The organism is Paraburkholderia saeva (assembly GCF_907164555.1).
Classification (GTDB): domain Bacteria; phylum Pseudomonadota; class Gammaproteobacteria; order Burkholderiales; family Burkholderiaceae; genus Paraburkholderia; species Paraburkholderia saeva.
In genome coordinates, this window is record NZ_CAJQZC010000008.1 from 238970 (window position 1) to 263690 (window position 24721).

The window sequence follows — 24721 nt, forward strand, 5'->3', positions numbered from 1 at the left end:
ATAGAACCGGGCGGTACGTCGCCGTACCGCCCGTGATGCGTTAGCGTACTCGTCGCCGGGTCTTCAGGCTGCGGCCTTCGACGATTCGAGGAAGTCCTGTGCAAAGCGCTGCAACACGCCGCCCGCTTCGTAGATCGATACTTCTTCGGCGGTGTCGAGACGGCACGTAACCGGCACTTCGATGCGTTCCCCGTTCCGGCGGTGAATCACAACCGTCAGATCGGCGCGCGGCGTGCGCTCGCCGATGACGTCGAAGGTCTCCGTGCCGTCGATACCCAGCGTCGTACGGTTTGTGCCCGGCTTGAATTCCAGCGGCAGCACGCCCATGCCGATCAGATTCGTGCGGTGAATGCGCTCGAAGCCTTCCGCAACGATCGATTCCACTCCTGCGAGGCGCACACCCTTGGCCGCCCAGTCGCGCGACGAACCCTGGCCGTAGTCCGCACCGGCAATGATGATGAGCGGCTGCTTGCGGTCCATGTACGTCTCGATCGCTTCCCACATGCGCACAACCTTGCCTTCCGGCTCGATACGCGCGAGCGACCCCTTCTTCACCTGACCTTCGACGAGCGCCATTTCATTGATGAGCGTCGGATTCGCGAACGTTGCCCGCTGTGCGGTAAGGTGGTCGCCACGATGGGTCGCGTACGAATTGAAGTCTTCTTCCGGCAGGCCCATTTTCGCGAGGTATTCGCCGGCTGCGCTGTTAGCCAGAATCGCGTTCGACGGCGACAGGTGATCGGTCGTGATGTTGTCGCCGAGGACGGCGAGCGGGCGCATGCCAGTGAGCGTGCGTTCGCCCGCCAGTGCGCCTTCCCAATACGGCGGGCGACGGATATACGTGCTCTCTTCGCGCCAGTCGTACAACGGGCTGATCTGTTCGCCGCTCTGTGCAGTGATGGCAAACATCGGCTCGTAGACCCGGCGGAACTGTTCGGGCTTCACGCTCTGCGCGACGATGGCGTCGATTTCCGCATCGTCAGGCCAGATGTCCTTCAGGTACACCGGCTTGCCGCTGGAATCGGTGCCGAGTACGTCGCGTTCGATGTCGAAACGGATCGTGCCGGCAATCGCATAGGCAACCACGAGCGGCGGCGAAGCGAGGAACGCCTGCTTTGCGTACGGATGGATGCGGCCATCGAAATTGCGGTTGCCCGAAAGGACGGCGGTCGCGTACAGGTCGCGGTCGATAATTTCCTGCTGGATCTTCGGATCCAGCGCGCCCGACATGCCGTTACAGGTCGTGCAGGCAAACGCGACGATGCCAAAACCCAGTTTTTCGAGTTCGGGCAACAGCTTCGCATCTTCGAGATACAGTTCCACCGCCTTCGAGCCCGGCGCAAGCGACGACTTGACCCACGGCTTGCGCGTCAGCCCGCGCGCGTTCGCATTGCGTGCGAGCAGGGCGGCGGCGATCACGTTGCGCGGGTTGCTGGTGTTGGTGCAACTGGTGATCGCGGCGATGATGACGGCACCGTCCGGCATCTGGCCCGGCACTTCTTCCCATTTACCCGCGATGCCGCGTTCGACGAGGTCCGACGTCGGCAGGCGCTTGTGCGGATTGGAGGGGCCGGCCATGTTGCGGACCACGCTCGACAGATCGAAGCGCAGCACGCGCTCGTATTCGGCGTCCTTCAGCGAATCCGCCCACAATCCGGCTGTTTTTGCGTAGGTTTCCACCAGTGCGACCTGAGCGTCTTCGCGGCCCGTCAGACGCAGGTAGTCGATGGTCTGTTCGTCGATAAAGAACATCGCGGCTGTCGCACCGTATTCCGGCGCCATGTTGGAGATCGTCGCGCGATCGCCGAGCGTCAGGGTCGACGCGCCTTCGCCGCGGAACTCCAGATACGCACCCACGACCTTTTCCTTGCGCAGGAACTCGGTCAGGGCGAGCACGACGTCGGTGGCCGTGATACCAGGCTGCGCCTTGCCGGACAGCTCCACGCCGACGATATCGGGCAGACGCATCCACGATGCGCGTCCAAGCATCACGTTCTCGGCCTCGAGGCCGCCCACGCCAATGGCGATCACACCGAGCGCGTCGACGTGCGGCGTGTGGCTGTCGGTGCCTACCAGTGTGTCGGGGTAGGCGATGCCATCCACGGCATGAATAACCGGTGACATCCGCTCCAGATTGATCTGATGCATGATGCCGTTGCCTGGCGGAATCACGTCGACGTTCTTGAACGCCTTCTTGGTCCAGTTGATGAAGTCGAAACGGTCTTCGTTGCGACGGTCTTCAATGGCGCGGTTCTTCGTGAAGGCATCGGGATCGAAGCCGCCGCATTCGACGGCGAGCGAGTGATCGACGATCAACTGGACGGGCACGACCGGGTTCACCTTGGCCGGGTCGCCGCCCTGATCCGCGATGGCGTCGCGCAGGCCCGCGAGGTCGACGAGTGCCGTTTGACCCAGAATGTCATGACACACGACACGTGCCGGAAACCAGGGGAAATCCAGTTCGCGCTTGCGTTCGATGATCTGTTCGAGCGAAGCATTCAGTTTGGCGGGGTCGCAACGGCGCACGAGGTTTTCAGCCAGCACACGCGACGTGTACGGCAGCGTCGCGTAGGCGCCCGGCCTGATTGCCTCCACGGCGGCACGCGTGTCGAAGAAATCAAGCTGGGTGCCGGGTAGAGGTTTTCGGTTCGCAGTGTTCATGATATTGGGGACAAAAACGATAGTGGACAGCGGCGGTTCGCTGCCAGATTCGATGGCGCGTTCCGCTTTGCCTTGGTCAAGCTTCACGTCAGGTGCAGACCTTCGCTTTTCCGGCGTTCCAGGCGTGTCGGCCCGGCGCATGCCGGTGAAAGTTCTTCGAGTCTACCCCCAGGAATGCTATACGAAACGACAGTTACAGATGCCGATCGCGACTCCGCAGTTCAGAAGCCGCGTTTCGACCCGCGTCCAGGATCGGAAACCAGGGCCATCGCCGCTCCGCAAGGAGCGCAATGGCCCTGGGTGATATAAAAAACGGCCTTGGCACGGGGTACCGGAGCCAAGGCCAAGACTACATCGCGGCGCTCTCTTCGCTCACGACGGAGGAGAAACCTCGCTCACTCAGCTACGTTTCGCGAGCGGCACAAACGGAAGATTGTCCGGGCCCGTGTAGTTCGCGCTGGGTCGGATGATCTTGTTGTCGACGCGCTGCTCGATGATGTGCGCGGCCCAGCCTGCGGTTCGCGAGATCACGAACAGCGGCGTGAACATCGCCGTCGGCACACCCATCATGTGATACGACACGGCGCTGAACCAGTCGAGATTCGGGAACATTTTCTTCGCGTCGGCCATCACGGCTTCGAGCCGCTCGGCGATGCTGAAGAGCTTCATGTTTTCCGCTTCTTTCGACAGGTTCTTCGCGACTTCCTTGATGACCTTGTTGCGCGGGTCCGAGATCGTGTACACCGGATGGCCGAAACCGATCACGACTTCCTTGTTGTCGACACGGCGACGAATGTCCGCTTCGGCTTCATCGGGAGACTGGTAGCGCGACTGGATTTCGAACGCAACTTCGTTCGCGCCGCCGTGCTTCGGGCCGCGCAGCGCGCCGATCGCGCCGGTGATGGCCGAATAAAAATCGGAACCCGTGCCTGCTATCACGCGCCCCGTAAAAGTGGAAGCATTGAATTCGTGCTCGGCGTACAGGTTCAGCGAGACGTGCATCGCATCAACCCACGACTTCGACGGCGTGACGCCATGCAGCAGATGCAGGAAGTGACCGCCGATCGAATCGTCGTCGGTTTCCACTTCGATGCGCTTGCCATTGTGCGAGTAGTGATACCAGTAGAGCAGCATCGAACCCAGTGACGCCATCAGCTTGTCGGCGATATCGCGCGCGCCCGGCAGGTTGTGGTCGTCCTTCTCGGGTAGCACGGTGCCGAGCACGGAGACGCCGGTGCGCATCACGTCCATCGGGTGCGCCGAAGCCGGAATCCATTCGAGCGCCGCTTTCACGTTCGCGGGCAGACCGCGCAACGCCTTGAGCTTCGTCTTGTAGGCAGCCAGTTCAGCCTGCGTCGGCAGCTTTTCGTGCACGAGCAGGTGGGCGATTTCTTCGAACTCGCAGGCGCCTGCCAGATCGAGAATGTCGTAGCCACGGTAGTGCAGGTCATTGCCGGTCTTGCCGACCGTGCACAGTGCCGTGTTACCGGCCGTCACGCCCGAAAGCGCGACGGATTTCTTCGGCTTGAAAGCACCGGTTACCGGTGTGCTGTTGTCTGCTTCACTCATGTTGTCTTCTCCAGCTTCAAGGATTATTTCTTCGCGGCGAACAGCGCGTCGAGCTTGTCTTCGTACGCGTGATAGCCAAGGTATTGATAGAGGTCCGCGCGTGTCTGCATCGTCGGCACGGCCGCTTTCTGCGTGCCGTCGCGCATCGTCGTTTCGTAAAAGTTCAGGGCCGCTGCGTTCATCGCGCGATAGGCGCCGCAGCAATAGAGTGCGATGTCGACGTTCGCGTCGCGCAGCTCGCTCGTGGTGAAAAACGGCGTCGAGCCGAATTCAGTCAGGTTCGCGAGGATGGGCACCTTCACGGCTGCCTTGAAGCGACGGTAGTCGTCGAGCGTCTTCATCGCTTCGGGGAAAATCATGTCCGCACCCGCTTCGACGTACGCAACGGCGCGCTCGATGGCGGAGTCGATGCCTTCGGCGGCGGCGGCGTCGGTACGCGCCATGATGACGAACTGGTCATCGGTACGCGCGTCGACTGCTGCCTTGACGCGGTCGACCATTTCCTCGATGGATACGACTTCCTTGCCCGGGCGATGTCCGCAGCGCTTCTGGCCCACCTGGTCTTCCAGGTGGACAGCAGCCACGCCTGCCTTGATGAACGAACGGACCGTGCGACCGATATTGAAGGCGCCGCCCCAGCCGGTGTCGATATCGACGAGCAGCGGCAGGTCGGTTGCATCCGTAATGCGGCGTGCGTCGGTCAGCACGTCGTCCATCGTGCTGATGCCGAGGTCGGGGACGCCCAGCGAGTTGGCGGCGACACCGCCACCCGAAAGATAGACGGCCTTGAAGCCGACGGCCTGCGCCATCTTCGCGGCGTAGGCCGTGATTGCGCCAACGACCTGCAACGGTTGACCTTCTGCGACAGCCGTGCGGAAAGCCGCGCCGGCACTGTGGGGTCGTCTGACTGTGTTCATGCTTGCTCCGATTGAAATCGGACTCTTAGAAGCAAGGTTCGGGCCAGCGCGATAAATTATTTTAAGTCTTTGATTTTTAACAGAGTTGTGTTTTTGGGTGCGTCGCGTCCCATTTCAAATATGAAATGTGCAATTTCGCATTGGAAATTGGCGCCAGATGAAATGATCGACACGTGACGGACTGATCTGTACGGGCCTCGCCGAGCCAGACTGTGCACGTCGGCGTGTTTGCGTCAGGCAATCGCTCAAGGTCGCGGGGTTTTGGCCGTGCGGATAATACTGATCTCGCCGTTCCGTTCAAGAATCGCGCTGTGGACGCGGTCTAAAGCATCCGTGCCGAGCTGCTGTCGAACTGTCTCAAGCACGTCGGTGCGCGTAATGAGCGCGGCCAGCATTTCGCGTTCGTCGAATTTTCCATCGCGGTAGACCTCTCGCTCAACGCCTCCGACGAGCGATTCGAGCGCTCGCGAGCGCACACATGCCCACGCGAGCGCGCGATGTATCACGACGATGACCAGCGACGCCACAAAGGTCGGGAGAGCGGGCGACGCGCCAACAATGGCGCGGCTCAGCGTCGCGCCGAGGAGGATCGCAACGACGTAATCGAACGGAGAGCGTTGTCCGAACGAGCGGCGCCCGGATATGCGGATAAGGACGAGCGCGGCAACGAACGTCGCGGCCGCGCGCATCGCCATCTGGAACGAAGTGAGGTCCTTGCCCTCGCCGAACAGTGCGATGAGCGCTTGCATGTTTGCCTCCTCATGGCCGGTGAATGCGGACCTGCTGAAAAGGGGCGGCTTTACCTTTCTCTGGAACGTGCTTTACCGACGTAACCAGGCAACCCCGCAGCCGCTGCCCCTTTTGCCAGCTTGAGCGCCTGTCGCTTTACCAAAGCAAATTCCTTGTCGGTTCCTGGATACGGCAGATAGGTGCGAAAGAAATCCGCCCACCTGAACTCTTCGAGGGGCACGGTGGTTTTTTCGTAGCCGCCTGCGTCGCGTACGGAGGCCGCGAGGCTTCGATATTCATCGTCGGCGAGATCCCATATGTGGCTGGGCATGTCGGCGAAATTTCTGCGCTGACCTTTCGTGTCGTAAGGCCACGTCCAGCGACGGTTCTCCATCGTCAACCAGAACGCCGGGTACGACAGCGATGACAGATCGGCAACCAGCACGACAGGCACGGTCTTTATCCCTGCATGCCACAAGGCCGTTGCGACGTGATGATGATCAATGGCAAATGGCGAGCCGTGGGGGCCCAGCACGACCGGAACAGGCTTTTCCGCAATCGCCATCTTGAGTTCATGACCCGTCAGCGACTGATAGAAGCGGGTCTTCTGACGTATTTCACGCAGACCGTGCGTCAGCTGGGTGGGACGCAGGCTTTTGATGGTTATGGTTTTCAACGCTCCTCCCTTGTCGAGCGACGCGCCGCCTCCGCAGGATGAGCGCGGCGTTATCCGATGGTGATCACACCCAGCAGCAAGTGTGCCCGCGGCTTTCGTGGCCCGGGCTCACCCGGCCAACGCGACGGGGCGCCAGGGCGGGTATGCAAGTTGCTGCCACCCATGCACTATCGATTCGGGGAAGCGGACATGGAAACGCAGACAGCGGCGCCCTCGCCAACGGATGAACTCGCCACCGTTCCAGACACATCGAGTCCGGCATACGCCACCCGACACCCATTGACGCGGGCGTTCGACCGGTTCGCGAGCCTCGTCACGCGGTGGGCGGGTTCGCCAGCCGCCTTCTGCATGGCTGTGTTCACGATTGCCGCGTGGGTCATCACGGGCCCGATTTTTCACTACTCGGATGGCTGGCAGCTGGTTATCAATACCGGTACGACGATCGTAACGTTCCTGATGGTCTTTCTGATTCAACAGAGTCAGAACAAGGACAGCGTCGCGCTGCATCTCAAACTGAACGAGTTGTTGTCTTCGCACCGCGCCGCGAGCAACCAGCTCATCGGCATTGAGGACGCGTCCGAAGAGGAACTGCGGCGACTGGCTGCAGCGTATCTCAGGCTTTCAACGAAAACGGCGGAGACCGACTGTGCCCCTATGCAGGAAGAACTCAAACAGCGCGACGGGCAGCCAGCACACGCGCAAGAGTGAGGGACTTCCGCCGCGCCTTTCAGGAGGCCCACGTTCCAGACGGTTTGCCGCCACGACAGCAACGCGAATGACTGGCCATGAACAAATCCGCAAAAAACCAGGGCGCGCCTGCAAAGTCTCGAGAAGATTACGAGGTATCCGTGCTCTCCAGGACCATGGGATACGAGCGTTACTTCGGGGTTTTGCGGGTCGTACGCAGGCGTGACCGGCGCGTCATTTTCCCGTTTGATGGCGCACCCGAACTGGGTCCGTTTCAATCCAAGGATGAGGCCATCAACGCTGCCAGAGAATACGGCGAGAAACTGATCGCAGACGATATCTCCACTCCCGAGCCATAGTGAATCGGGCACGCCGTATGCTGCCGTTCATTCGGGCAGTCGCATTTCCATGTGGCTACCTGTTCAGGATTCTTTCATCGACAGGAGAGCATCATGCCGCTAAAGAGAGGAACGTCGAAGGAAACGGTGTCGCGGAATATCAAAACCGAAACAAAGCACGGGAAGCCGCACAAACAGGCTGTAGCGATTGCGCTCAATCAGGCGCGCAAATCGGGTGCGAAAATTCCAAAGAAGAGCGACAAGTAACGGATTGCGCTTCGTGGGCGGAGAGAACGATGAAAGCGCTGAGCCATCATGGCCGATCAAGTGGACACCGCGCGGCAAGCGCCGCATTCACAAGACACCGGCTCAGCGCGAAATCGACGCATGTGAATACTGGCTCGCAAAGGAGCTGCACACCCTGGGGGCGCGCGTCATTGTTTCATTGGGCGCGACTGCGCTAAAAGCGGTGCCCGGTGATTCGCATGTCCGCCTGCAGGATGCGCCTGGCAAAACAATCGAGCACGGCGAGTACCTGGTTGTTGCGACGTGGCATCCGTCTTTTGCCTTGCGCGCACCGGATCCTGACACGCGTCGCGCGGTCTACGCCGCGATTGTCGCGGCGTTCCATACTGCGAACGAACTGCGGCATTCCCGCAAAAAGTCCGGCTGATTCCGCGCGCGGTCTCGTGACCTTTCTCACGCCTCAGCGATGCGGCGCGCCTCCTCGAGCGTAAGCGGCTCGCGCATGGCTTCCGAAAGCCTGCCGGTGGCGTCCCCCCGCTCGCACGCAACGATCGCACGTACCTCGCCATCCTTCACGAGGTACGCGATGAAATTCAACGCATCGAGATCGCCGTCGATTTCGACGCTATCCGGGTCATCGACGTGGCCGAGGTAATCGATGGTTTTTTCGTAGTGCCATGTCCAGAAGTAGGGCACGCCGACGTACTCGCACGGCTCACCCGCAATGTTCATGGCGGCGACCCGCGCGAGTTGCTGTGCGACGCGCCAGTGCTCGATGCGCACATGCGCCTGCGAGCGCGGCAACGGAAAGCGCGCAACATCGCCCGCCGCATAAAGACCCGGCGCGGCCATCATGCCTGCATCGACGGTGACGCTGCGGTCGTCGTTCAGCTGGATGCCCGAGAGAAACGAAGTTGCGGGCGTGACGCCTGTCGCCGCAATGACGACGTCGGCGGGAAGGTGTTCGCCTGTGTCGAACACGACTTCGCGCACTGCACGGTCGCCCCTCAGTGCGCTAACACGTGCGCGAGTATGAAATATCACGCCATTTTCTTCATGCAGACGTTTGATCCTCTCGCCGATGCGCACGCCGAACTGCTTTGCGAACGGGACGTCTGCCGGGCAGATAACGTGTACGTCGATATTTCGCTTGCGCAAACCGCCCGCAACTTCAAGACCGATAAAGCTCGCGCCAGCGATGACGACGCGCTTCGCCGCGCCTTGCGCGCCGGCATCATCGAGCGATGCAAGAATGGCGCGCGCATCGTCGCGATTGCGCAGCAGGTGCACATGTGTCAGGTTCGTTCCAGGAATATCGGGCGGCTTCGGCGTGCCGCCGGTGCACACCAGCGCGGCGTCGTAATCGATTGCTGTGCCGTCGTCGAGTTCTGCGCGCTTCGCATTTGCATCGAGTCGTGCCACACGCGATTCGATGCGCTCGATCTTTTGCGTGGCAAAAAAATCAGGGTCGAGAAGCGGCGGCACGTCGTCTACAGGCATGTCGCCCGCAACGACAAACTTGGAAAGCGACGTACGGTCGTAAGGCTCGCGTGCGTCGCCGCCCGCAAGCACGATCCGTCCTTCGAAACCCGCTTCCCGCAGCGCTGCGCTCGCAGCCGCGCCCGCCGCGCCCGCACCGGCAATCAGCACCGTCCTGCTGGTCGAACCGTTCTTGATTCGTTGCGTGCGTGCGTCTTCTTCTGTTTCGAGCGAGACGAATACGTTTCCATCCCGCACCGTCGCCGCATAGCGCGTAAGCGGCTTGAGCGGTGGCGGTTCGACGATGCTGCCATCGTTCAGGTCGAACGTTCCCTTGTGCCAGGGGCAAACGAGCCGTCCGTTGCAGATCGTTCCTTCTTCGAGCGGCGCACCCGCGTGCGGGCAGTCGGCAGACCATGCGCGCACCGTATCGCCGTCGCGCACCAGCAGAAGCGGGACTTCTTTTCCGTCGTGCCTGACGCATACCCGTGTGCCGCGCCCGGTGGGCAGGTCTTCCACGCGCGCAACCTGATGAATGGCTGGGGACATTGCATTCTCCGGTGACTATGTCAGTGCTCCGCATGAAGCGTGCCTCGTCGAATCCCGGTTGATTCCGCGGCTCCAGGGCGTGTGATTTGAGGGCCGCAATGGACTTTTTTCAAGCTGATGTGTTTTGCCTGCAGGCTGGCTGCTGTGGATGCCGAAACTTTTGAACAGACACGAAAACGCTCTTTACCCCGGTTACCTTTGCCGGCGCCCTGCAGTGCACGACACTGATCTTCGTTCTTGAGAACGGACTCAATATCCAGAACGGAAAGCCGGGACAGGATGGCCGGTTCTTTGGAAGGCAGGCGTACGTGGACTTGAGCGGTGAGCAGTTCGGCACGTTGTCGCCTGGCCGTCAGTACGACTTTCTCACCGACTTCGTCGCGCCACTGACAGGCGTAGCTGGAACACTCGGCGACACGGGCTTTACGCATCCCTTCGTCGCACAATCGCGCCCGGGGAAAAGCTTCGCGGCCCGCCCAATCGCGAAGCGAACGGAATGGGCGGGTCGTGCCGGATGTTCAGCTACGGTCGTATGAGAACTGGATTCCCGCCGTGCCGCCTGTTTCGACAAAGAGATCGATAAAGGCCGGCACCGTTTCGCTGCGCGACCAGTCCCGCTGCAGTTCGCAGAAGAGCTGCGCAACGCTGATCATCTTCCCGCCTGCCTGCTCGATGCGGCGCAGCGCAGCGTCGTGAGCAGCGAGCGATGTCCCACCGACGGCGTCAACCACGACGTACACCTCGTAGCCTTCCTTCAGCGCGTCCAGTGCGGGGAAGGTCAGGCACGCCTCCGTCCACAACGCGGTCATGATCAGCTTCTTGCGGCCGGTCGCCTTCACCGCCGCGCGAAATTCAACGTCCTCCCAGGAGTTGATCGTCGTCCGGTCGTACGACGGAAAGTCGTTCAACACCGCGCGAAGTTGGGGAATCGGCGGTTTGTTCAGGCCGGTCTTCACGTTGACTGTCGAATGCACGATCGGCAGCCCATAGGCCACCGCGGCCTTCGATGCACCCACGATGTTGTTGATCAGCAACTGGCGGTCCATCGATGCAATCGAATTGACCTGAACGGGCTGATAGTCGATGACGATAAAGGCCGCGTTTTGCGGGGTTAAAAGATGATCGCTTGCGGGATCGCGAACCGGGTCGCTAGCCATGTCTGATTCTCCACTTCATGTTGAGTGCGGCGTTGCGAAAGTCCTTGGGTGCTGCTTGAGAGACTTTCGCTAAACGGCTTGTTGCATCCACATCTGTTCGATGCCAGAAGCACGCGTTCGGCTCTACCACCATAGGTGCGTAGACGCATCCGGCGTGAGCCCTATGCATCGAACAGGCGTACAGCAGTCGCATCACCGGTCTCGCGTTCGAGGCTGGCGATGCGTTTTCCGGCTAATGACTTCGACAGGTTCATGCGTCCTGCAACGCACTGGCCGCCGTCATCTTCCCGAAGCGGCCGCTGTTGAAGTCGTCGACCGCCTGACGGATTTCCTCCGTCGTGTTCATGACAAACGGTCCGTATGCGACAACCGGTTCATCAATCGGCTCGCCGCTCAGGAGGAGCACCGTCGCGTCGCCAGTCGCCTCGAGTTGCACCTCTGTCCCTTCGCGTCCCAGCAGCGCCAGTTGCGCCTCGCCGACTGTCTCTTCGTCGTTGATCCGCACCTGCCCGTGCAGGACGACAAGTGCCACTGACCTGCCCGCGGGCAGTGTGAAGCGGGTCACGCGGCCCGTGTTCAGCCGCACGTCCCACACGTCCATCGGGGTGAACGTCGATGCCGGCCCGATGTGCCCTTCGTAATTTCCGGCGATCACCCGTACGCGGCCGGCGTCGTCCGGCAGTGCAACCGTCGGGATTTCACCCGAAAGCACAGTCTGATAGCGCGGGGGCGTCATCTTGTCCTTTGCTGGCAGGTTCACCCACAGTTGCACCATTTCCAGCGTGCCGCCGTTTTTTGCGAATGCGGCGGAATGGAACTCCTCGTGCAGGATGCCGGAGCCGGCCGTCATCCACTGCACATCGCCGGGACCGATGCGGCCGCCTCCGCCGGAAGAATCGCGATGTTCGAGTTCGCCGTCATACACGATCGTCACGGTTTCGAAGCCCCTGTGCGGATGCTGGCCGACGCCGCGTTTCTGCGCGGTCGGCTTGAAGTGCGCGGGTCCCGCGTAGTCGAGCATCAGGAACGGGCTCAGATGCCTTCCCACCGAGTTGTCCGAAAACAGCGTGCGCACCGGAAAGCCGTCGCCGACCCAGTGCGAGCCGGTATTGCTGTACAAGCCGAGAATCCTCTTCATGGTGTCGTTTCCTGATTCCACATTCCTGTTTGCTGCATAAGGCCGGTTCGACCTCGTTTGCATGACAACAAGATAGGCGCCTCACGCGTCATCCGGTAGGGGGCGTGGGTTATCCTCTGAGTCTCATAAATGGAACGCTGGACGCACCCGATGCAGGATCTCAACGATCTCTACTTCTTTGCGCAGGTCGTCGAATATCAGGGGTTTGCGCCGGCCGGGCGGGCGCTCGGCATGCCGAAGTCCACCCTGAGCAGGCGAATTGCCCTGCTCGAGGAACACCTGGGCGTGCGGCTCATTCAGCGTTCGACGCGGCGTTTCACCGTCACCGAAATTGGCCAGAGCTACTACACGCATTGCAAGGCCATGCTGGTCGAGGCGGAAGCGGCGCAACAGGCAATCGAACTCAACCGTTCCGAACCACAGGGCATTGTCCGGCTGACCTGTCCGGTGGCGTTGCTGCACGCGCGCGTGGGCGCCATGCTGGCGGATTTCATGGCGCAAACACCGCGTGTCACGGTGCATCTCGAAGCGACGAATCGCACGGTCGACGTGATCGGCGAGGGTATCGACGTCGCAATACGGGTGCGACCGCCACCCCTGAAGGACAGCGATCTCGTGATGAAGGTGCTGGGCGCGCGCAGCTGATGTCTGGTGGTGAGCCCGGCGTTGCTGGATCAGTACGGCGTGCCTTCCGCGCCGGCCGATCTGGCTGTGCTGCCGAGTCTGGATTTCGGTCCGCCGTATGGAGAGCACGTATGGCAGCTCGAAGGTCCTGCAGGCTCGGCGGCGGTGCGCCACACGCCCCGCTTCATTACCGATGACATGATCGCCCTGAGACAGGCGGCGGTGGCGGGTGCAGGCGTCGTTCAGTTACCGCTGATGATGGTGTGCGACGAACTGGCGAGCGGCGCGCTCGTCAAGGTCATTCCCGCGTGGTTACCTAAAAGCGGCATTATTCACGCGGTATTCCCTTCAAGGCGTGGCCTGCTGCCCTCGGTGCGAAAACTGATCGACTTCCTGGCGGCGCGATTCGCCCAGATCGAAGAGACCTGAGGCCGCCGGGCTGTGGCGATGCAGCGAAACGGCACGGTGACGCACCGTGCGGTTTGCGTGGGCGTGCGCCCGGCGCATTCACCGCTATCCGGCTGTCTGCGTCAGCTGAAACGTCGTTGAATAGCTGAAGCGGCTGGCCGGGTGGATGCCGGTCGTGACCACGATCGCCTTGTCGCGGACGAAGTAAGTCCGGATGATGCGCAGCCCCGCGGACCCGGACTTCACCTGCAACGTCCGCGCCTGTTCCCCTTCGATCAGCCACCCCTGAACTTCCTGCTCGACCCGCGTCATCCTGATGCCGTACTGCTCTTCGACCATCGTGTACACCGGCGTATCGAGCGTCTTTGCAAGCCCCGGAAGCTGGCTGTAGGCCTTGTCGACATAGATGTCGACAAGCGCGATCGGCTCGATTGCAGCGTCGCCCCCGTGACGCACGCCGGCGATATGCAGCCACTTCGCGCCAGGCGAGCCCTGTAGCAACGCAGCGTGGGCCTCGTCGGCCTGGATGGTCTTGCGCGCGGACACCTGAAGCGTCGTGCCTTGCGCATAACGCACGAGATCGCTGAGCGTATCCATCGACTGCACATAGCGCGTCTGCGGGCGGTCCGCAATGACCCGCGTACCGACGCCCGCCTGGCGGCTGATCATCCCGAGATTGCACAGCTTCTGCACCGCCTGGCGAACCGCGTACCGGCTCAGATTCCACGTCTCGCACAGCTCCGCTTCGGTCGGCAACAACGCCCCGACTGGCGGCTTGCCATTGCGGATGTCCTGCATCAGCGCGCGCGCCAGATCGACGTGACGGGGCTGGGTGGTCGCGAAGGCGGCTTCGACGGCGTCGTCCTGGATAGCGGTCATGGCAACGATAGCGGTAAGGGTTGCGGGTGAACGGGCAAACGAAAGACGCAAAAAGCGTCGCTTCAGAGAATCCTAGCACAGCCCGCGGGTTTTCACGAATGTTCGAACATTTGAATGAATCATACAGTCCGGTTCAAGCGTCCGGTCGAAATCAGGCTGGCATGTAGAGGCGGCAGGCGGGATTCATTACACGGCAGGAACACTGGAGATCGAATTGATTGCGTCGAAGAGGATGTTGATGGCGGCGGCCATGGGGTTCTCGTTCAGCGGGGCGCACGCGCAGTCCGTCACGCTGTACGGGCGGGTGGTGGCCGGCCTCGACTATGTCAACCACGTGGCGGCGGCAAACGGGCAGTCGAACGACGCGCTGCGCTTTGGCAGTAACCAGTGGGGTATCAGCATGTGGGGCCTGAAAGGCGACGAGGATCTAGGCGGAGGCCTGCATGCCGTGTTCAACCTCGAAAACATGTTCACGTCCGGCACCGGCGTGTCGGACGGGCTGTTCAACCGGTACGCGGTAGCCGGTCTGTCGGGCAGCAGCTGGGGAACGATTCTCCTCGGCCGCGCGATGAGTCTTACGGATGGCGAAGGCTGGGCGATCGATCCGACGGGGATGCAGGCGATGGGCCTCGAAACGCTCGTCTACGGCCGCAACTGGGGACCGCGGTCGAACGCGATCACGTTCAACTCGGCGAAGTTCGGTGGATTCGCGTTCCGTCTTCAGACGGCGCTCGGCAACGAAGCCGGCAACTTCCGCGCGAATCACCAGTTGAGCGGCAGCGTGAGCTATACGAACGGCGCGCTGGACTTTCGCGCGCTGTACGAGGACCTGCGGGATGCGAACGGGAAACTGTCGAGTCTCTACGGCGCTTCGCGTGAGTATCTGATTGGCGGCAGCTACAAGATCGGCAGCGCGAAATTCTATGCGGGGTATAGCCTGATTGCATCGTCGGGCGAAGACACCGTCGCCGATGCAACCAATCCCACCGCCTCCACGCGCAACCAGATGGAGTGGCTCGGCATCAATTATCAGGTGGATGCCGCGCTGCAGCTGATCGCGGCCGTCTATCACGCGAACGTGAATCATGGCGGCGGCAGCGGCACGTTGGGCGTGATCGGCGCCGACTACTTCCTGTCGAAGCGGACCGGTCTTTACGCAACTGTCGGCAGCATGTTCAACGGCGGCAAGGCGGCATTTCCAGTCGAGGTGAGCGATGCGCCGCCCGAGCGTGGACACAGCCAGCAAGGGACGTATTTCGGCGTCGTTCACTATTTCTGAAACCCCGGTGCCTGCGTTGCAGGCAGGAGAGAACCCGATGAACTTTCGTGGACGCCTGATGCTGCTGGCCGTGGCCGCTGCGACAGTGCCGTGGCCTCGCGCAAACGCGCAGCCGGTCTCGGCGCCCGTCGCGCCGGGCGCGCCAGGCGATGCGCATGCGCTTTCGCGCGCGGACCACATGCTGGCGAAGAGCGTCCAGCGCACGCTGGCAAAGGCGCGCGATCTCGACGCGAGCCGCGTCTTCGTGCGGGCGAAGAGCGGGACGGTCACGCTCGCCGGTTCAGTGCCCTCGGGCGAGCAGATTCCGCGCGTCGTGCAGGTGGTGGAGGGCGTGGCAGGTGTACACGCGGTGGTGAACCGGCTCACCGTGCAGTCGGCCGGGCAGTGAGCCGCCGCACAGCGGGCAGGCTTGCAAACGATCGGCAGTTCTATTTATTTTTTGATGGAGGGGATGATGGTACAGCGCACCTTGATTCGTAACGCGAGCGTGATCAGTGTGGACCTGGCGATCGGTAACGTCGACAACTGCGACGTGCTGATCGAAGACACGAAAATACGCGCGGTCGGGCGTGGACTCGACGCGGGCGGTGCCGAAACCGTCGACGGCACGGGCACGATCGTGATGCCGGGCATGGTCGACACGCACCGGCACATCTGGCAGACGACGCTGCGCAACATCGCGGCGGACTGGACGCTCGACCAGTACTTCGCGGGCGTGCGCGGCCAGCTCGGCGAGCACTTCCGCGCGGAGGACATCTACATCGCCAATCTCGCGGGCGCGTACGAAGCGCTGAACGGCGGTGTGACGACGGTGCTCGACTGGTCGCACAACATGAATACGCCCGGGCACACCGATGCGGCGGTCGAGGCGCTGAAGGCGTCGCGCGGACGTTTCGTCATGTGCTACGGCAACTCGAACGAAGAATGGCTGCCGGTCAGCAATCTGCCGACTTCGCAGGACGTGCGGCGCGTCAAGCTGCAGCACTTCTCGTCGTCGGACGATCTGGTGCAGCTCGGCATGGCATTGCGCGGCCCGCAGTACGCCACCGAGGCCGTCACGCGCGACGACTGGGCGCTCGCACGTGAGCTCGATGCGCTGATTTCGGTTCATGTCGGCGATGGCGCGTGGGGCAAGGGGCGTCCGGTCGCGTGGCTGGCGGAGAACGGACTGCTCGGCGAAGACGTGATCTGTTCGCATTGCAATTCGCTCGCCGACGACGAGTTCCAGTTGATGGCCGACTCGGGATGCTCGGCTTCGATGACGCCCGAAATCGAATTGCAGATGGGGCACGGCTGGCCGGTGACCGGCAGGCTGCTGAAGGTGGGCATGCGCCCGACGCTCGGCATCGACATCGCGACCTGCAACAGCGGCCATCTGTTTCAGGTGATGCGCACGGTGCTGCTCGTCGAACGCGCTTGGGCGCACGACCGCGCGGACCGCGGCGGCTATTCGGTGGAACGCCTGCCGGTCGATACGCAGGACGCGATCGAGTTCGCAACGATCAACGGCGCGAAGGCACTGCGGCTCGACAGCCGGATCGGGTCGCTGACCCCGGGCAAGGACGCCGACATCGTGATGATCCGTGCGGACAACCTCGAAATGGCGCCGCTGAATAACCCGGTCGGCGCGGTGGTCCTCGCGGGGCATCCGGGGCTTGTCGATACCGTGTGGGTGGCCGGGCGCGTGGTCAAGCGCGGCGGCAGGCTGACCGGCATCGACGAGCGCAAGGTGCTTGGCGAGCTGAACCGCTCGCGCGACTACGTGTTGTCGAAAGCGGGTGTGAAGCCGGGCGAGCGCTTCATTCCCGCGCCGTATCAGGCACGCTGAATGTGCCGGGTGGCTTGAACAGTCGATAAGGGGGACAGCGTGGAACCAGCAGGAACGGATTTTCTCGTAGTGGGCGCCGGGAGTGCCGGCGCGGCATTGGCCGCGCGGCTTTCGGCGGATCGCGTGCATCGCGTCGTCCTCGTCGAGGCCGGCGACGACACGCCGCCCGGCGCGACGCCCGCGGACATCGAAGACACGTTTCCGCGTTCCACGCTCAATCCGCACTACTTCTGGCCGGGACTGGAAGCGACTGCGGTGGCCGGAGCGGCACCGCGCCTGTATCCGCAGGCGCGCGTGATGGGCGGAGGTTCTAGCATCATGGGAATGTTCGCATTGCGCGGACTGCCCTCCGATTACGCGCGCTGGACGGCGAACGGGGCACGCGGCTTTGGCTGGGACGAGGTCGCCGCGTGCTTCGAAAAAGTCGAGAACGACCTGGACCGTCCAATGGGCGGCGCACCGCGCGGCGCATGTCCGGTCAGCCGGACGCCGCGCGCGCAATGGCCGGAATTCGTGCGGCGCATGGAGCACGCAGCGGCCGGTCTCGGCTTCCCGTTTGCTGAGGACATCAACACGACGGCCGGCGACGGTTTCTTTGCCATGCCCGCAAGCTGCGATGCCCACGCGCGCTCGTCGAGCGCGCGGTGCTATCTGACCCGCGAAGTGCGCGCGCGGGAGAACCTCACGATCCTGTCAGGTACCTGCGTGACGTCGCTGCGATTCGACGGGCGCCGCGTGACAGGTGTCAATGCGATCCGCACTGGCGAAACGTTCGCGCTCGACGCGCGTGAAGTCGTCCTGAGCGGGGGCGCGATCCATTCACCCGCAATCCTGATGCGTTCGGGCATCGGTGCGGCGGACGATCTTTCGCGGCTCGGCATCCAGCCAGTGGCAGACCTGCGCGGCGTCGGACGCAACCTGCAGAACCATGCGTACCAGTTCTTCGCGCTGACGCTGCCACCCGGGGCCCGTCTCGCGGCGCACGTGCGCCGCTTCGCGGTCGCCGGCCTGCGTGCGTCGTCGGGGCTGCCAGGCTGTCCGGACGGCGACCTGATGCTGTTCATGCTGGGGCGCGTGAGCCCGCGATCGTTCGGCACCGATGTGGCGATGGTCGGCTCTGCGCTATACACGCCGTTCTCCACCGGCGCGGTGACGCTTGCGAGCGCGAGTCCGCACGTCAATCCACGCATCGACTTTCGCATGCTCGACGACCCGCGCGACGCTCCGCGCGTCCTGAAGGCGGCGCGGCTCGCCGAGCGGCTGTTGCGCGATCCGGCGGTGGCAGCGAGCTACAACGAAGCGTTCCTGTTACCCGCAGGTCTGGCGCTCAGCCAGTTCAATCGCGGCGGCATGACCGGCGCACTGATCGCCGCGGGCGCAAAGGCCGCGCTCAATTCGCCCGGACCGGTCCGGCGGCGCGCGTTTGGTCTCGCATTTCCGGACGCGCGGCCGCTCGTCGGGCCGCACGGAAACGCAAACCTCTCCGACGCAGACCTGATGTCGTCGATTGCGCCGATGGGTCATCCCGTGGGTACCTGCGCGATGGGAAGCGAACGCGATCCGCTGGTGGTTGTGGACGACAACTATCGGGTTCATGGCATGGCCGGCCTGCGGGTCGTGGATGCGTCGGTGATGCCGGCGATCCCGAGCGCGAACACCTTCCTGCCGACAGTGATGCTTGCCGAACACGCGGCGGCCCGAATCCTCGGCGTGCCGGTCGACACCGCCTTCGCCGAAGTGCACTGAGCCCTCCGGCTCGGGTTCGGAACCGGAACGCCTGATGGTCCAGGGTATATCCGAATGTTCGAACATTCACATAATTAAGTATTCTTGTCTTTATGGACTGAACGACTGTCGCTACGCGCGGCCCGATCCGTCCATTTCATTCCGGGAGAAAGTCCGTATGTACCCAGTTGATTTCCTTTGGCGCGCGGCGCATCGGCATCCGAACCGGATCGCCGTGGTGAGTCCTTCCGGCGACCTGACGTTCGGCGCGCTCGCGGCGCAGGTGCTGGCACGTGCGGCGGCGCTATCGCGTCTCGATCCGCTGCCGCGCAGCCGCGTCTGCGTCGGCGCCGCGAACAGCGTGGATCACCTCGTGGCGATTCTTGCCATCCTCGCCGCAGGCAAGGTGTGGGTGCCGCTCAACCCGCGCAACGGCGATCCGGAGTTGCGGCGCATCGTCGAGTTTGTTGGGCCGTCGCTGGTGCTCGCCGACGCCGCCATGCTTGAGCGTCTCGCGGGCGTGCCGGCGCCGCTGCGTCCGCTGGACGACCTGACGCGCAACGCCGGCGATACCGGCGCGGTCGCGTTCGGCCCGTATGCCCGTGGTGGCGTGAGCCTCGAGGATGCGCAGGCGATCAAGTTTACGGGTGGCACGACGGGATTTCCGAAGGGCGTGATCCAGCCGCTGCGCGCATGGAACGCAAACATCGCGACGCAGATTCACGAACTCGGTCTCACGCCCGACGATCGCTATCTGGTCGCCGCGCCGCTTACGCACGGAACATCCACGTACATGCTGCCGTTGCTGGGTGCGGGCGGCGCGCTGATTTTTCCGGAGCATACGAAGCCCGCGGGCCTCCTCGATGCCGCCGCTGCGCACGACGCAACGATCTTCTTCGCACCGCCGACGCTGATCCTCGCGCTCGTGGATGAACAGCGCCGTGAGCCGCGAAGGCTCGCCGCCCTGCGCTATCTCGTCTACGGCGGCGCGCCGATGAGGCCCGAGCAGATTCGCGCTGCGCAGGCGGTGTTCGGACCCGTGCTGTGCACGTCGTTCGGTCAGACCGAAGCGCCGCAGATCATCACGTTCCTGCCCCCAGCGGGAATGACGGGCGAACATCTCGCGTCGGTGGGGCGGCCCTCGCTGATGACGCGCGTGGCTATCGTCGGCAAGGACGGCACACCGCTGCCGGTGGGCGCAGAAGGGGAAATCGCCGTGCGCGGCGACCTTGTGATGAGCGGCTACCTGAGCGCCGAAGAGGAGACACGCAAGACGCTCGTCGACGGCTGGCTGCGGACCGGCGATGCAGGCGTGTTTGACGAGCGCGGCTATCTGTTCCTGCGCGACCGGATTCGCGACGTGATCATCACGGGCGGATTCAACGTCTATCCGGGCGACGTCGAGGTGGTGCTCTCGGCACATCCGGCGATCGCCGACTGTTCCGTGGTCGGCGTGCCCGATGAGAAGTGGGGCGAGGCAGTGCATGCGGCAGTGCAACTGCGCCCCGGTATGAGTGTCGATGTCGACGAGCTGATTGGCCTCGTCAAACGGGAACTCGGCTCGGTGAAAGCGCCGAAGCACGTTCATCTGTTCGAGTCGCTGCCGCGCAGCGCGGTTGGCAAGGTGCTCAAGCCCGCGATTCGCGAAGTGATCGTCAACGAGCGGAGCCACTGATGGACGCACCACATCCAAAATCGACGGCCCCGCGCACGTCGCTGTGTCACTACACCACGGGCGCCGTTTACTACGGCGAAGATGATCTGGTGGGCGATCTGCTGGGCCGCGCGAGTTTTGTCGACGTGTTCATGAAGCAGACCTTCGGCAGGATGCCGACTGCCGCCGAGCGCCGTATTGTCGACGCGGTGCTGGTCACGCTGATGGAACACGGCATGACGCCGAGCGTCATCGCCACGCGGATGATCTACGCAAGCTCGCCTGAGAATCTGCAGGCCGGTGTCGCGGCCGGCCTGCTGGCGGTCGCGAGCCGCTTTGTCGGCACGATGGAGCCCGCTGCGGAACTGCTTGAGCGGATCGTCGCGGCAGCCGGAAACGGCGCTGCCGAAGCGCAGCGCATCGCGACGGACTACCGTGCGCGGCGCGAGGCGGTACCCGGTTTCGGCCATCATTTGCACAAGCCGGACGACCCGCGTGCCGTCGCGCTGCTGCAACTGGCCCGCGACGGCGGCACTTTCGGCGCGCGCTGCGTGGCGCTCGAACAGCTTGCCGCCGAAGTGGATGCGGCAGCCGGACGTCACATCACGATCAATGCGACCGGTGCGGTGGCGGCGGTGCTTGGCGACATCGGCATTCCGGCGGCGTTGATGCGCGGCTTTGCGGTGTTGAGCCGTGCGGCTGGCCTGATCGCCCATATCGCGGAGGAACAGCGCGAGCCTTCGGGCCGCTTTATCTGGGACCTGATCGACCGTGCAATGACACCCGAACGACAGGCCAACGAACAGGGCGCCGTCTGACAATGTACACAGACGGGCGGTATGTGACACCGCACGGACGAGTTTCGCCAATGCCACGTCAAGCCGCCCATCACATCAATCAAGGAATGCAAGTCATGCAGTCATTCGTGCACGAAGCCCATGCAACCCGGATTGTATTCGGCGCCGGCAGTCGTCAGTTTTTGCCGCGTGAACTCGACCGGTCGGGGATGCGGCGCGTACTCGTGCTGACCACGCCCGAGCAGGCGCCACTTGGCGAAGAGATCGCCGGGATTCTTGGCGAACGTAGTGCGGGTGTGCTCGCCAGTGCGGTCATGCACGTGCCGGCGTCTGTTGCACGCAGTGCGACAGACGCCGCCCGGCGACTCGGTGCCGATGGCTGCGTCGCGGCCGGCGGCGGTTCGGCGATCGGTCTCGCGAAGGCAATCGCGCTGGAATCCGGTCTGCCGGTCGTCGCGTTGCCGACAACCTACGCCGGCTCCGAAATGACGCCGTTGTACGGCATCACCGAAGACGGCATCAAGAAGACCGGGCGCGACTGGCGCGTGCTGCCTCGTCACGTCATCTACGACGCCGAACTGACGCTCGCGCTGCCCGTAACCCTGAGCATGACGAGCGGCATGAATGCGATCGCGCACGCGGCCGAGGCGCTGTACGCGCAGGACGGCAATCCGGTCTACAGCCTGATGGCCGAGGAGGGCATTCGTGCGCTCGCGCATGCGCTGCCGCGTCTGCGAAATGCGCCCGCCGATCTCGACGCGCGCAGCGACGCGCAATATGGCGCATGGTTGTGCGGCACGGTACTCGGCAACGTCCAGATGGGGCTGCACCACAAGCTGTGCCATACGCTCGGCGGCAGTTTCAATCTGCCTCACGCGGAAGTGCACGCGGTCGTCCTGCCGTATGCTCTCGCATATAACGCGGAGGCGGCGCCGCACGCGATCGCTCGCATTGCACGCGCGCTCGGACGTCCTGACGCAGTCGCCGGGCTTCATGCTCTCGGCCAGTCGCTGGGCGTGCCGCGTTCGCTGCGGGAGCTTGGCATGCCGGCCGACGCGCTCGACCGCGCCGCGGATCTCGCGGCGCAAACACCCTATCCGAATCCGCGACCACTCGAACGCGGAGCGATCCGCGCGCTGCTACAGCGTGCTTATGAAGGCGCAGCGCCCGGTTGAACCGCGCGCGCCCTGATCTGGAACCTGGCCGACCGGCAAACCGATGTATTACGCGATCCCGGTCATGCAACACCTGTGAATTAGAACGCGATGGAGACGCTATGAGAAACATGACTGAAACTGAACTGACGGAAGTGGTGCTTGAACGATACGCGAGCACGCCGGATGCGCGCCTGTGTACCGTCCTGAATTCGCTGATCCGCCATCTGCACGCGTTCGTGCGCGACGTGCGCCTGACCGAGGCCGAATGGATCGCTGGAATCGAGTTTCTGACGAGGACAGGCCAGATCAGCGATAACAAGCGCCAGGAGATGATCCTGCTGTCCGACAACCTCGGCGTTTCCGCGCTTGTCAACATGCTCAGTGCCGGCGTCGAAGAGGGCGCGACGGAATCGACGGTGCTCGGACCGTTTTATGTGCCGGGCTCCCCCGAGCGCCAATGGGGCGAATCGGTGCTGCTGCGTGAGGGCGACGACACGCCACTCGTGATTCACGGCCGGGTGACCGACGCTAACGGAGAGCCGGTGCCCGACGCGACGATCGAAATCTGGCAGACCGACGCGAACGGTATGTACGATATCCAGGACACGTCGCAACCTGAGGACAACCTGCGTGGCTGGTATCGCGCGAGGCCGGACGGCGCATTTCTCATGAAAACCATCCGGCCCACTTCGTATCCGATCCCGACGGACGGCCCGGTCGGCGAGTTGCTGCGCGCAACGGCGCGGCATCCGTTTCGTCCCGCTCACCTGCATGCGATCGTGTCGGCGCCCGGCTTCAGGAAGCTCACCACGCATCTCTTCGACGCCGAAGACACCTATCTCGATTCGGACGTGGTGTTCGCAGTGAAGTCGTCGCTGATCCGCGAGTTCAGGCGCAACGATTCGCCTGACGCGGCGGAGCAGTTTGGTGTTCGCGGACCCTTCTGGGAACTGGCGAACGACTTCGTACTCACCCGGTTGGAATAGCACCATGTTCGTCGCCGTTATCACGAGGGATCATCCTGGCAGCACTGCGCTAAGGGCACAAACGAAGGGGCGCCATGTCGTGCATCTCGATGCTGCCGCCGACGGCTTGCGGGTGCTTCAGACCGGACCGCTGCTCGATGAAACGGGCGCCGAGGTGGGCTCGTTGCTGATACTTGAGGCCGGCTCGATCGACGCTGTACAGGTCTTCATGAAGGCAGATCCCTATACACAGGCTGGACTGACAGCGCAGATGGAGATCCGCGAGTGGGCATGGCGTCGCGGGAACCCGTATCTGGCGGGCAGCGCGAAAGGAAAGCCCACGGCGGGCGCGCAGGAGAGAGGGTAATGAACATTTTATGGCTGGGCTTCGGCAAGATGGGCGAACCGATGGCCGCGCGGGTCGCGGCGGCCGGACACGTCGTGCATGTATTCGATGTCAGCGAGGCGCGTCGCGCTGTCGCGCGCGGTCTGAATCTCGACGTCGTCACTTCGCTTGACGACGCGGTGGCCGATGCGGACGCGATCATCAGTTCGCTCCCCAACGACGCCGTTGCATTGCACATCCTGGCCGGCGAAGAAAGCGCGCTGCGGTACGCGAAACCGGGTGCGCTCCTGATCGAGACCAGCACCATTTCGGTCGCCGCTTCCGCTGCCATCGCGAAGCGTGCTGCCGCGCAGGAGATGGGCTACCTGCGTGCTCCGGTTTCCGGGTCGGTCGCGGCCGCGGCGAACGGCGCGTTGACGACATTCATGTCGGGTCCCGAAGCAGCGGTCGAGCGGGGCCGGCCGATCGTCTCGGCATGGGCCTCGACGATCCGCGTGGTGGGCGACGCGGAGCAGGCCCGCGTGATGAAGCTTGCCGTCAATCTGATGGTGACCACACTCGTCGCGAGTCTGGGCGAGGCGTACGCACTCTGCACGAAGGGCGGCATCGAGCCGAAGGTCGCGCTCGACGCCATCAGCGCGAGCGCCATTGGCTCGCCGCATCTGAAAGTGAAGGCCGATGCGCTCGAGCGACTCGACTTCACGCCTGCCTTCACCGTTGTGCAGATGCGCAAGGACCTGCGGCTGATTACCGACGGCGCCCGCGATCTGACGGTACCGATCCTGCTGGGAACAGCGGTCGAGCAGATCATGGCCGCCGCCGAAGCCTCCGGCCTGGGTGACGAAGACTACCTCGCCTGCGCGAAGGTGATCGCCGGGCTCTCGGGTCTGAAAATCTAGCACGCATTGAAGAC

General features: G+C 63.2%; 22 protein-coding genes and 3 pseudogenes. 16 read left to right on the forward strand and 9 right to left on the reverse strand.

The annotated features are described in order from the left end of the window. Positions 1 to 63: 63 nt before the first annotated feature. From acnD to LPA36_RS21170, 5 genes are all read right to left on the reverse strand, one after another. Entirely contained in the window at positions 64 to 2661 is a 2598-nt protein-coding gene (gene acnD, locus LPA36_RS21150) for a Fe/S-dependent 2-methylisocitrate dehydratase AcnD (protein ID WP_228881002.1), read from the reverse strand. Positions 2662 to 3060: 399 nt separating this feature from the next. After that, the gene (gene prpC / locus LPA36_RS21155) at positions 3061 to 4230 is read right to left on the reverse strand and encodes a bifunctional 2-methylcitrate synthase/citrate synthase (RefSeq protein WP_228881004.1); all 1170 of its coding nucleotides are present in this window, start codon (positions 4228 to 4230) and stop codon (positions 3061 to 3063) included. 23 nt (positions 4231 to 4253) lie between these two features. Then, on the reverse strand, positions 4254 to 5147 hold the full coding sequence (gene prpB / locus LPA36_RS21160) for a methylisocitrate lyase (RefSeq protein ID WP_228881006.1): 894 nt from the start codon (positions 5145 to 5147) through the stop codon (positions 4254 to 4256). 245 nt (positions 5148 to 5392) lie between these two features. Further along, positions 5393 to 5896 (reverse strand): DUF421 domain-containing protein, encoded by a 504-nt coding sequence (locus LPA36_RS21165; protein ID WP_228881007.1) that lies wholly within the window; start codon positions 5894 to 5896, stop codon positions 5393 to 5395. 50 nt (positions 5897 to 5946) lie between these two features. Next, entirely contained in the window at positions 5947 to 6552 is a 606-nt protein-coding gene (locus LPA36_RS21170) for a ParB/Srx family N-terminal domain-containing protein (RefSeq protein WP_228881009.1), read from the reverse strand. Positions 6553 to 6741: 189 nt separating this feature from the next. On the opposite strand from LPA36_RS21170, the gene LPA36_RS21175 reads away from it, so the two are divergent. The 4 genes and pseudogenes from LPA36_RS21175 to LPA36_RS21190 form a co-directional block, all read left to right on the forward strand. Beyond that, positions 6742 to 7260 carry a low affinity iron permease family protein gene (locus LPA36_RS21175; protein ID WP_228881010.1) on the forward strand — a complete coding sequence of 173 codons (519 nt, stop codon included), beginning with the start codon at positions 6742 to 6744 and terminating at the stop codon, positions 7258 to 7260. Between the two features lie 77 nt (positions 7261 to 7337). Beyond that, positions 7338 to 7598, forward strand: a complete 261-nt coding sequence (locus tag LPA36_RS21180; RefSeq protein ID WP_228881013.1) for a DUF6723 family protein — start codon at positions 7338 to 7340, stop codon at positions 7596 to 7598. Positions 7599 to 7691: 93 nt separating this feature from the next. Continuing rightward, positions 7692 to 7844, forward strand: a complete 153-nt coding sequence (locus LPA36_RS21185) for a DUF6496 domain-containing protein (RefSeq protein WP_228881016.1) — start codon at positions 7692 to 7694, stop codon at positions 7842 to 7844. 58 nt (positions 7845 to 7902) lie between these two features. Further along, positions 7903 to 8250: pseudogene (locus LPA36_RS21190) on the forward strand (uracil-DNA glycosylase family protein); the annotation flags it as partial. A 26-nt stretch (positions 8251 to 8276) separates the two neighbouring features. Here the strand turns inward: LPA36_RS21190 and LPA36_RS21195 are convergent. Then, positions 8277 to 9851: an FAD-dependent oxidoreductase gene (locus LPA36_RS21195; protein ID WP_228881021.1), complete on the reverse strand. Its 1575-nt coding sequence runs from the start codon at positions 9849 to 9851 to the stop codon at positions 8277 to 8279. A 227-nt stretch (positions 9852 to 10078) separates the two neighbouring features. Between LPA36_RS21195 and LPA36_RS21200 the strand changes: the two are divergent. Continuing rightward, a pseudogene (locus LPA36_RS21200) lies at positions 10079 to 10288 on the forward strand (porin); the annotation flags it as partial. Positions 10289 to 10369: 81 nt separating this feature from the next. Here LPA36_RS21200 and LPA36_RS21205 read toward each other — a convergent pair. Together LPA36_RS21205 and LPA36_RS21210 are read right to left on the reverse strand one after the other, a co-directional pair. After that, positions 10370 to 11008 carry a hydrolase gene (locus LPA36_RS21205; RefSeq protein ID WP_228881023.1) on the reverse strand — a complete coding sequence of 213 codons (639 nt, stop codon included), beginning with the start codon at positions 11006 to 11008 and terminating at the stop codon, positions 10370 to 10372. A gap of 250 nt (positions 11009 to 11258) precedes the next feature. Beyond that, on the reverse strand, positions 11259 to 12146 hold the full coding sequence (locus tag LPA36_RS21210) for a pirin family protein (protein WP_228881025.1): 888 nt from the start codon (positions 12144 to 12146) through the stop codon (positions 11259 to 11261). A 150-nt stretch (positions 12147 to 12296) separates the two neighbouring features. On the opposite strand from LPA36_RS21210, the pseudogene LPA36_RS21215 reads away from it, so the two are divergent. Beyond that, a pseudogene (locus LPA36_RS21215) lies at positions 12297 to 13199 on the forward strand (LysR family transcriptional regulator). 84 nt (positions 13200 to 13283) lie between these two features. Here the strand turns inward: LPA36_RS21215 and LPA36_RS21220 are convergent. Next, the gene (locus LPA36_RS21220) at positions 13284 to 14057 is read right to left on the reverse strand and encodes a GntR family transcriptional regulator (RefSeq protein WP_228881029.1); all 774 of its coding nucleotides are present in this window, start codon (positions 14055 to 14057) and stop codon (positions 13284 to 13286) included. Positions 14058 to 14289: 232 nt separating this feature from the next. On the opposite strand from LPA36_RS21220, the gene LPA36_RS21225 reads away from it, so the two are divergent. The 10 genes from LPA36_RS21225 (at position 14290) to LPA36_RS21270 (ending at position 24707) form a co-directional block, all read left to right on the forward strand. Beyond that, on the forward strand, positions 14290 to 15336 hold the full coding sequence (locus tag LPA36_RS21225; RefSeq protein WP_456095333.1) for a porin: 1047 nt from the start codon (positions 14290 to 14292) through the stop codon (positions 15334 to 15336). A 37-nt stretch (positions 15337 to 15373) separates the two neighbouring features. Then, positions 15374 to 15724, forward strand: a complete 351-nt coding sequence (locus tag LPA36_RS21230; RefSeq protein WP_228881033.1) for a BON domain-containing protein — start codon at positions 15374 to 15376, stop codon at positions 15722 to 15724. Positions 15725 to 15787: 63 nt separating this feature from the next. Beyond that, on the forward strand, positions 15788 to 17164 hold the full coding sequence (locus LPA36_RS21235; protein WP_228881036.1) for an amidohydrolase family protein: 1377 nt from the start codon (positions 15788 to 15790) through the stop codon (positions 17162 to 17164). 39 nt (positions 17165 to 17203) lie between these two features. Next, a complete protein-coding gene (locus LPA36_RS21240; RefSeq protein ID WP_324250961.1) occupies positions 17204 to 18910 on the forward strand; it encodes a GMC family oxidoreductase in 1707 nt (568 codons plus the stop codon). Between the two features lie 157 nt (positions 18911 to 19067). Beyond that, positions 19068 to 20564 carry a class I adenylate-forming enzyme family protein gene (locus LPA36_RS21245; RefSeq protein ID WP_228881038.1) on the forward strand — a complete coding sequence of 499 codons (1497 nt, stop codon included), beginning with the start codon at positions 19068 to 19070 and terminating at the stop codon, positions 20562 to 20564. Continuing rightward, positions 20564 to 21361 (forward strand): citryl-CoA lyase, encoded by a 798-nt coding sequence (locus tag LPA36_RS21250; protein WP_228881042.1) that lies wholly within the window; start codon positions 20564 to 20566, stop codon positions 21359 to 21361. The genes LPA36_RS21245 and LPA36_RS21250 overlap by 1 nt, the downstream gene beginning before the upstream one ends. 95 nt (positions 21362 to 21456) lie before the next feature. Continuing rightward, positions 21457 to 22515 carry a maleylacetate reductase gene (locus LPA36_RS21255; RefSeq protein ID WP_228881046.1) on the forward strand — a complete coding sequence of 353 codons (1059 nt, stop codon included), beginning with the start codon at positions 21457 to 21459 and terminating at the stop codon, positions 22513 to 22515. Positions 22516 to 22616: 101 nt separating this feature from the next. Further along, complete coding sequence (locus LPA36_RS21260; protein WP_228881048.1) at positions 22617 to 23483, forward strand: intradiol ring-cleavage dioxygenase; 867 nt, start codon at positions 22617 to 22619, stop codon at positions 23481 to 23483. A 4-nt stretch (positions 23484 to 23487) separates the two neighbouring features. Continuing rightward, entirely contained in the window at positions 23488 to 23829 is a 342-nt protein-coding gene (locus LPA36_RS21265) for a YciI family protein (RefSeq protein ID WP_228881050.1), read from the forward strand. Then, positions 23829 to 24707: an NAD(P)-dependent oxidoreductase gene (locus LPA36_RS21270; protein ID WP_228881053.1), complete on the forward strand. Its 879-nt coding sequence runs from the start codon at positions 23829 to 23831 to the stop codon at positions 24705 to 24707. The genes LPA36_RS21265 and LPA36_RS21270 overlap by 1 nt, the downstream gene beginning before the upstream one ends. Positions 24708 to 24721 lie beyond the last annotated feature (14 nt).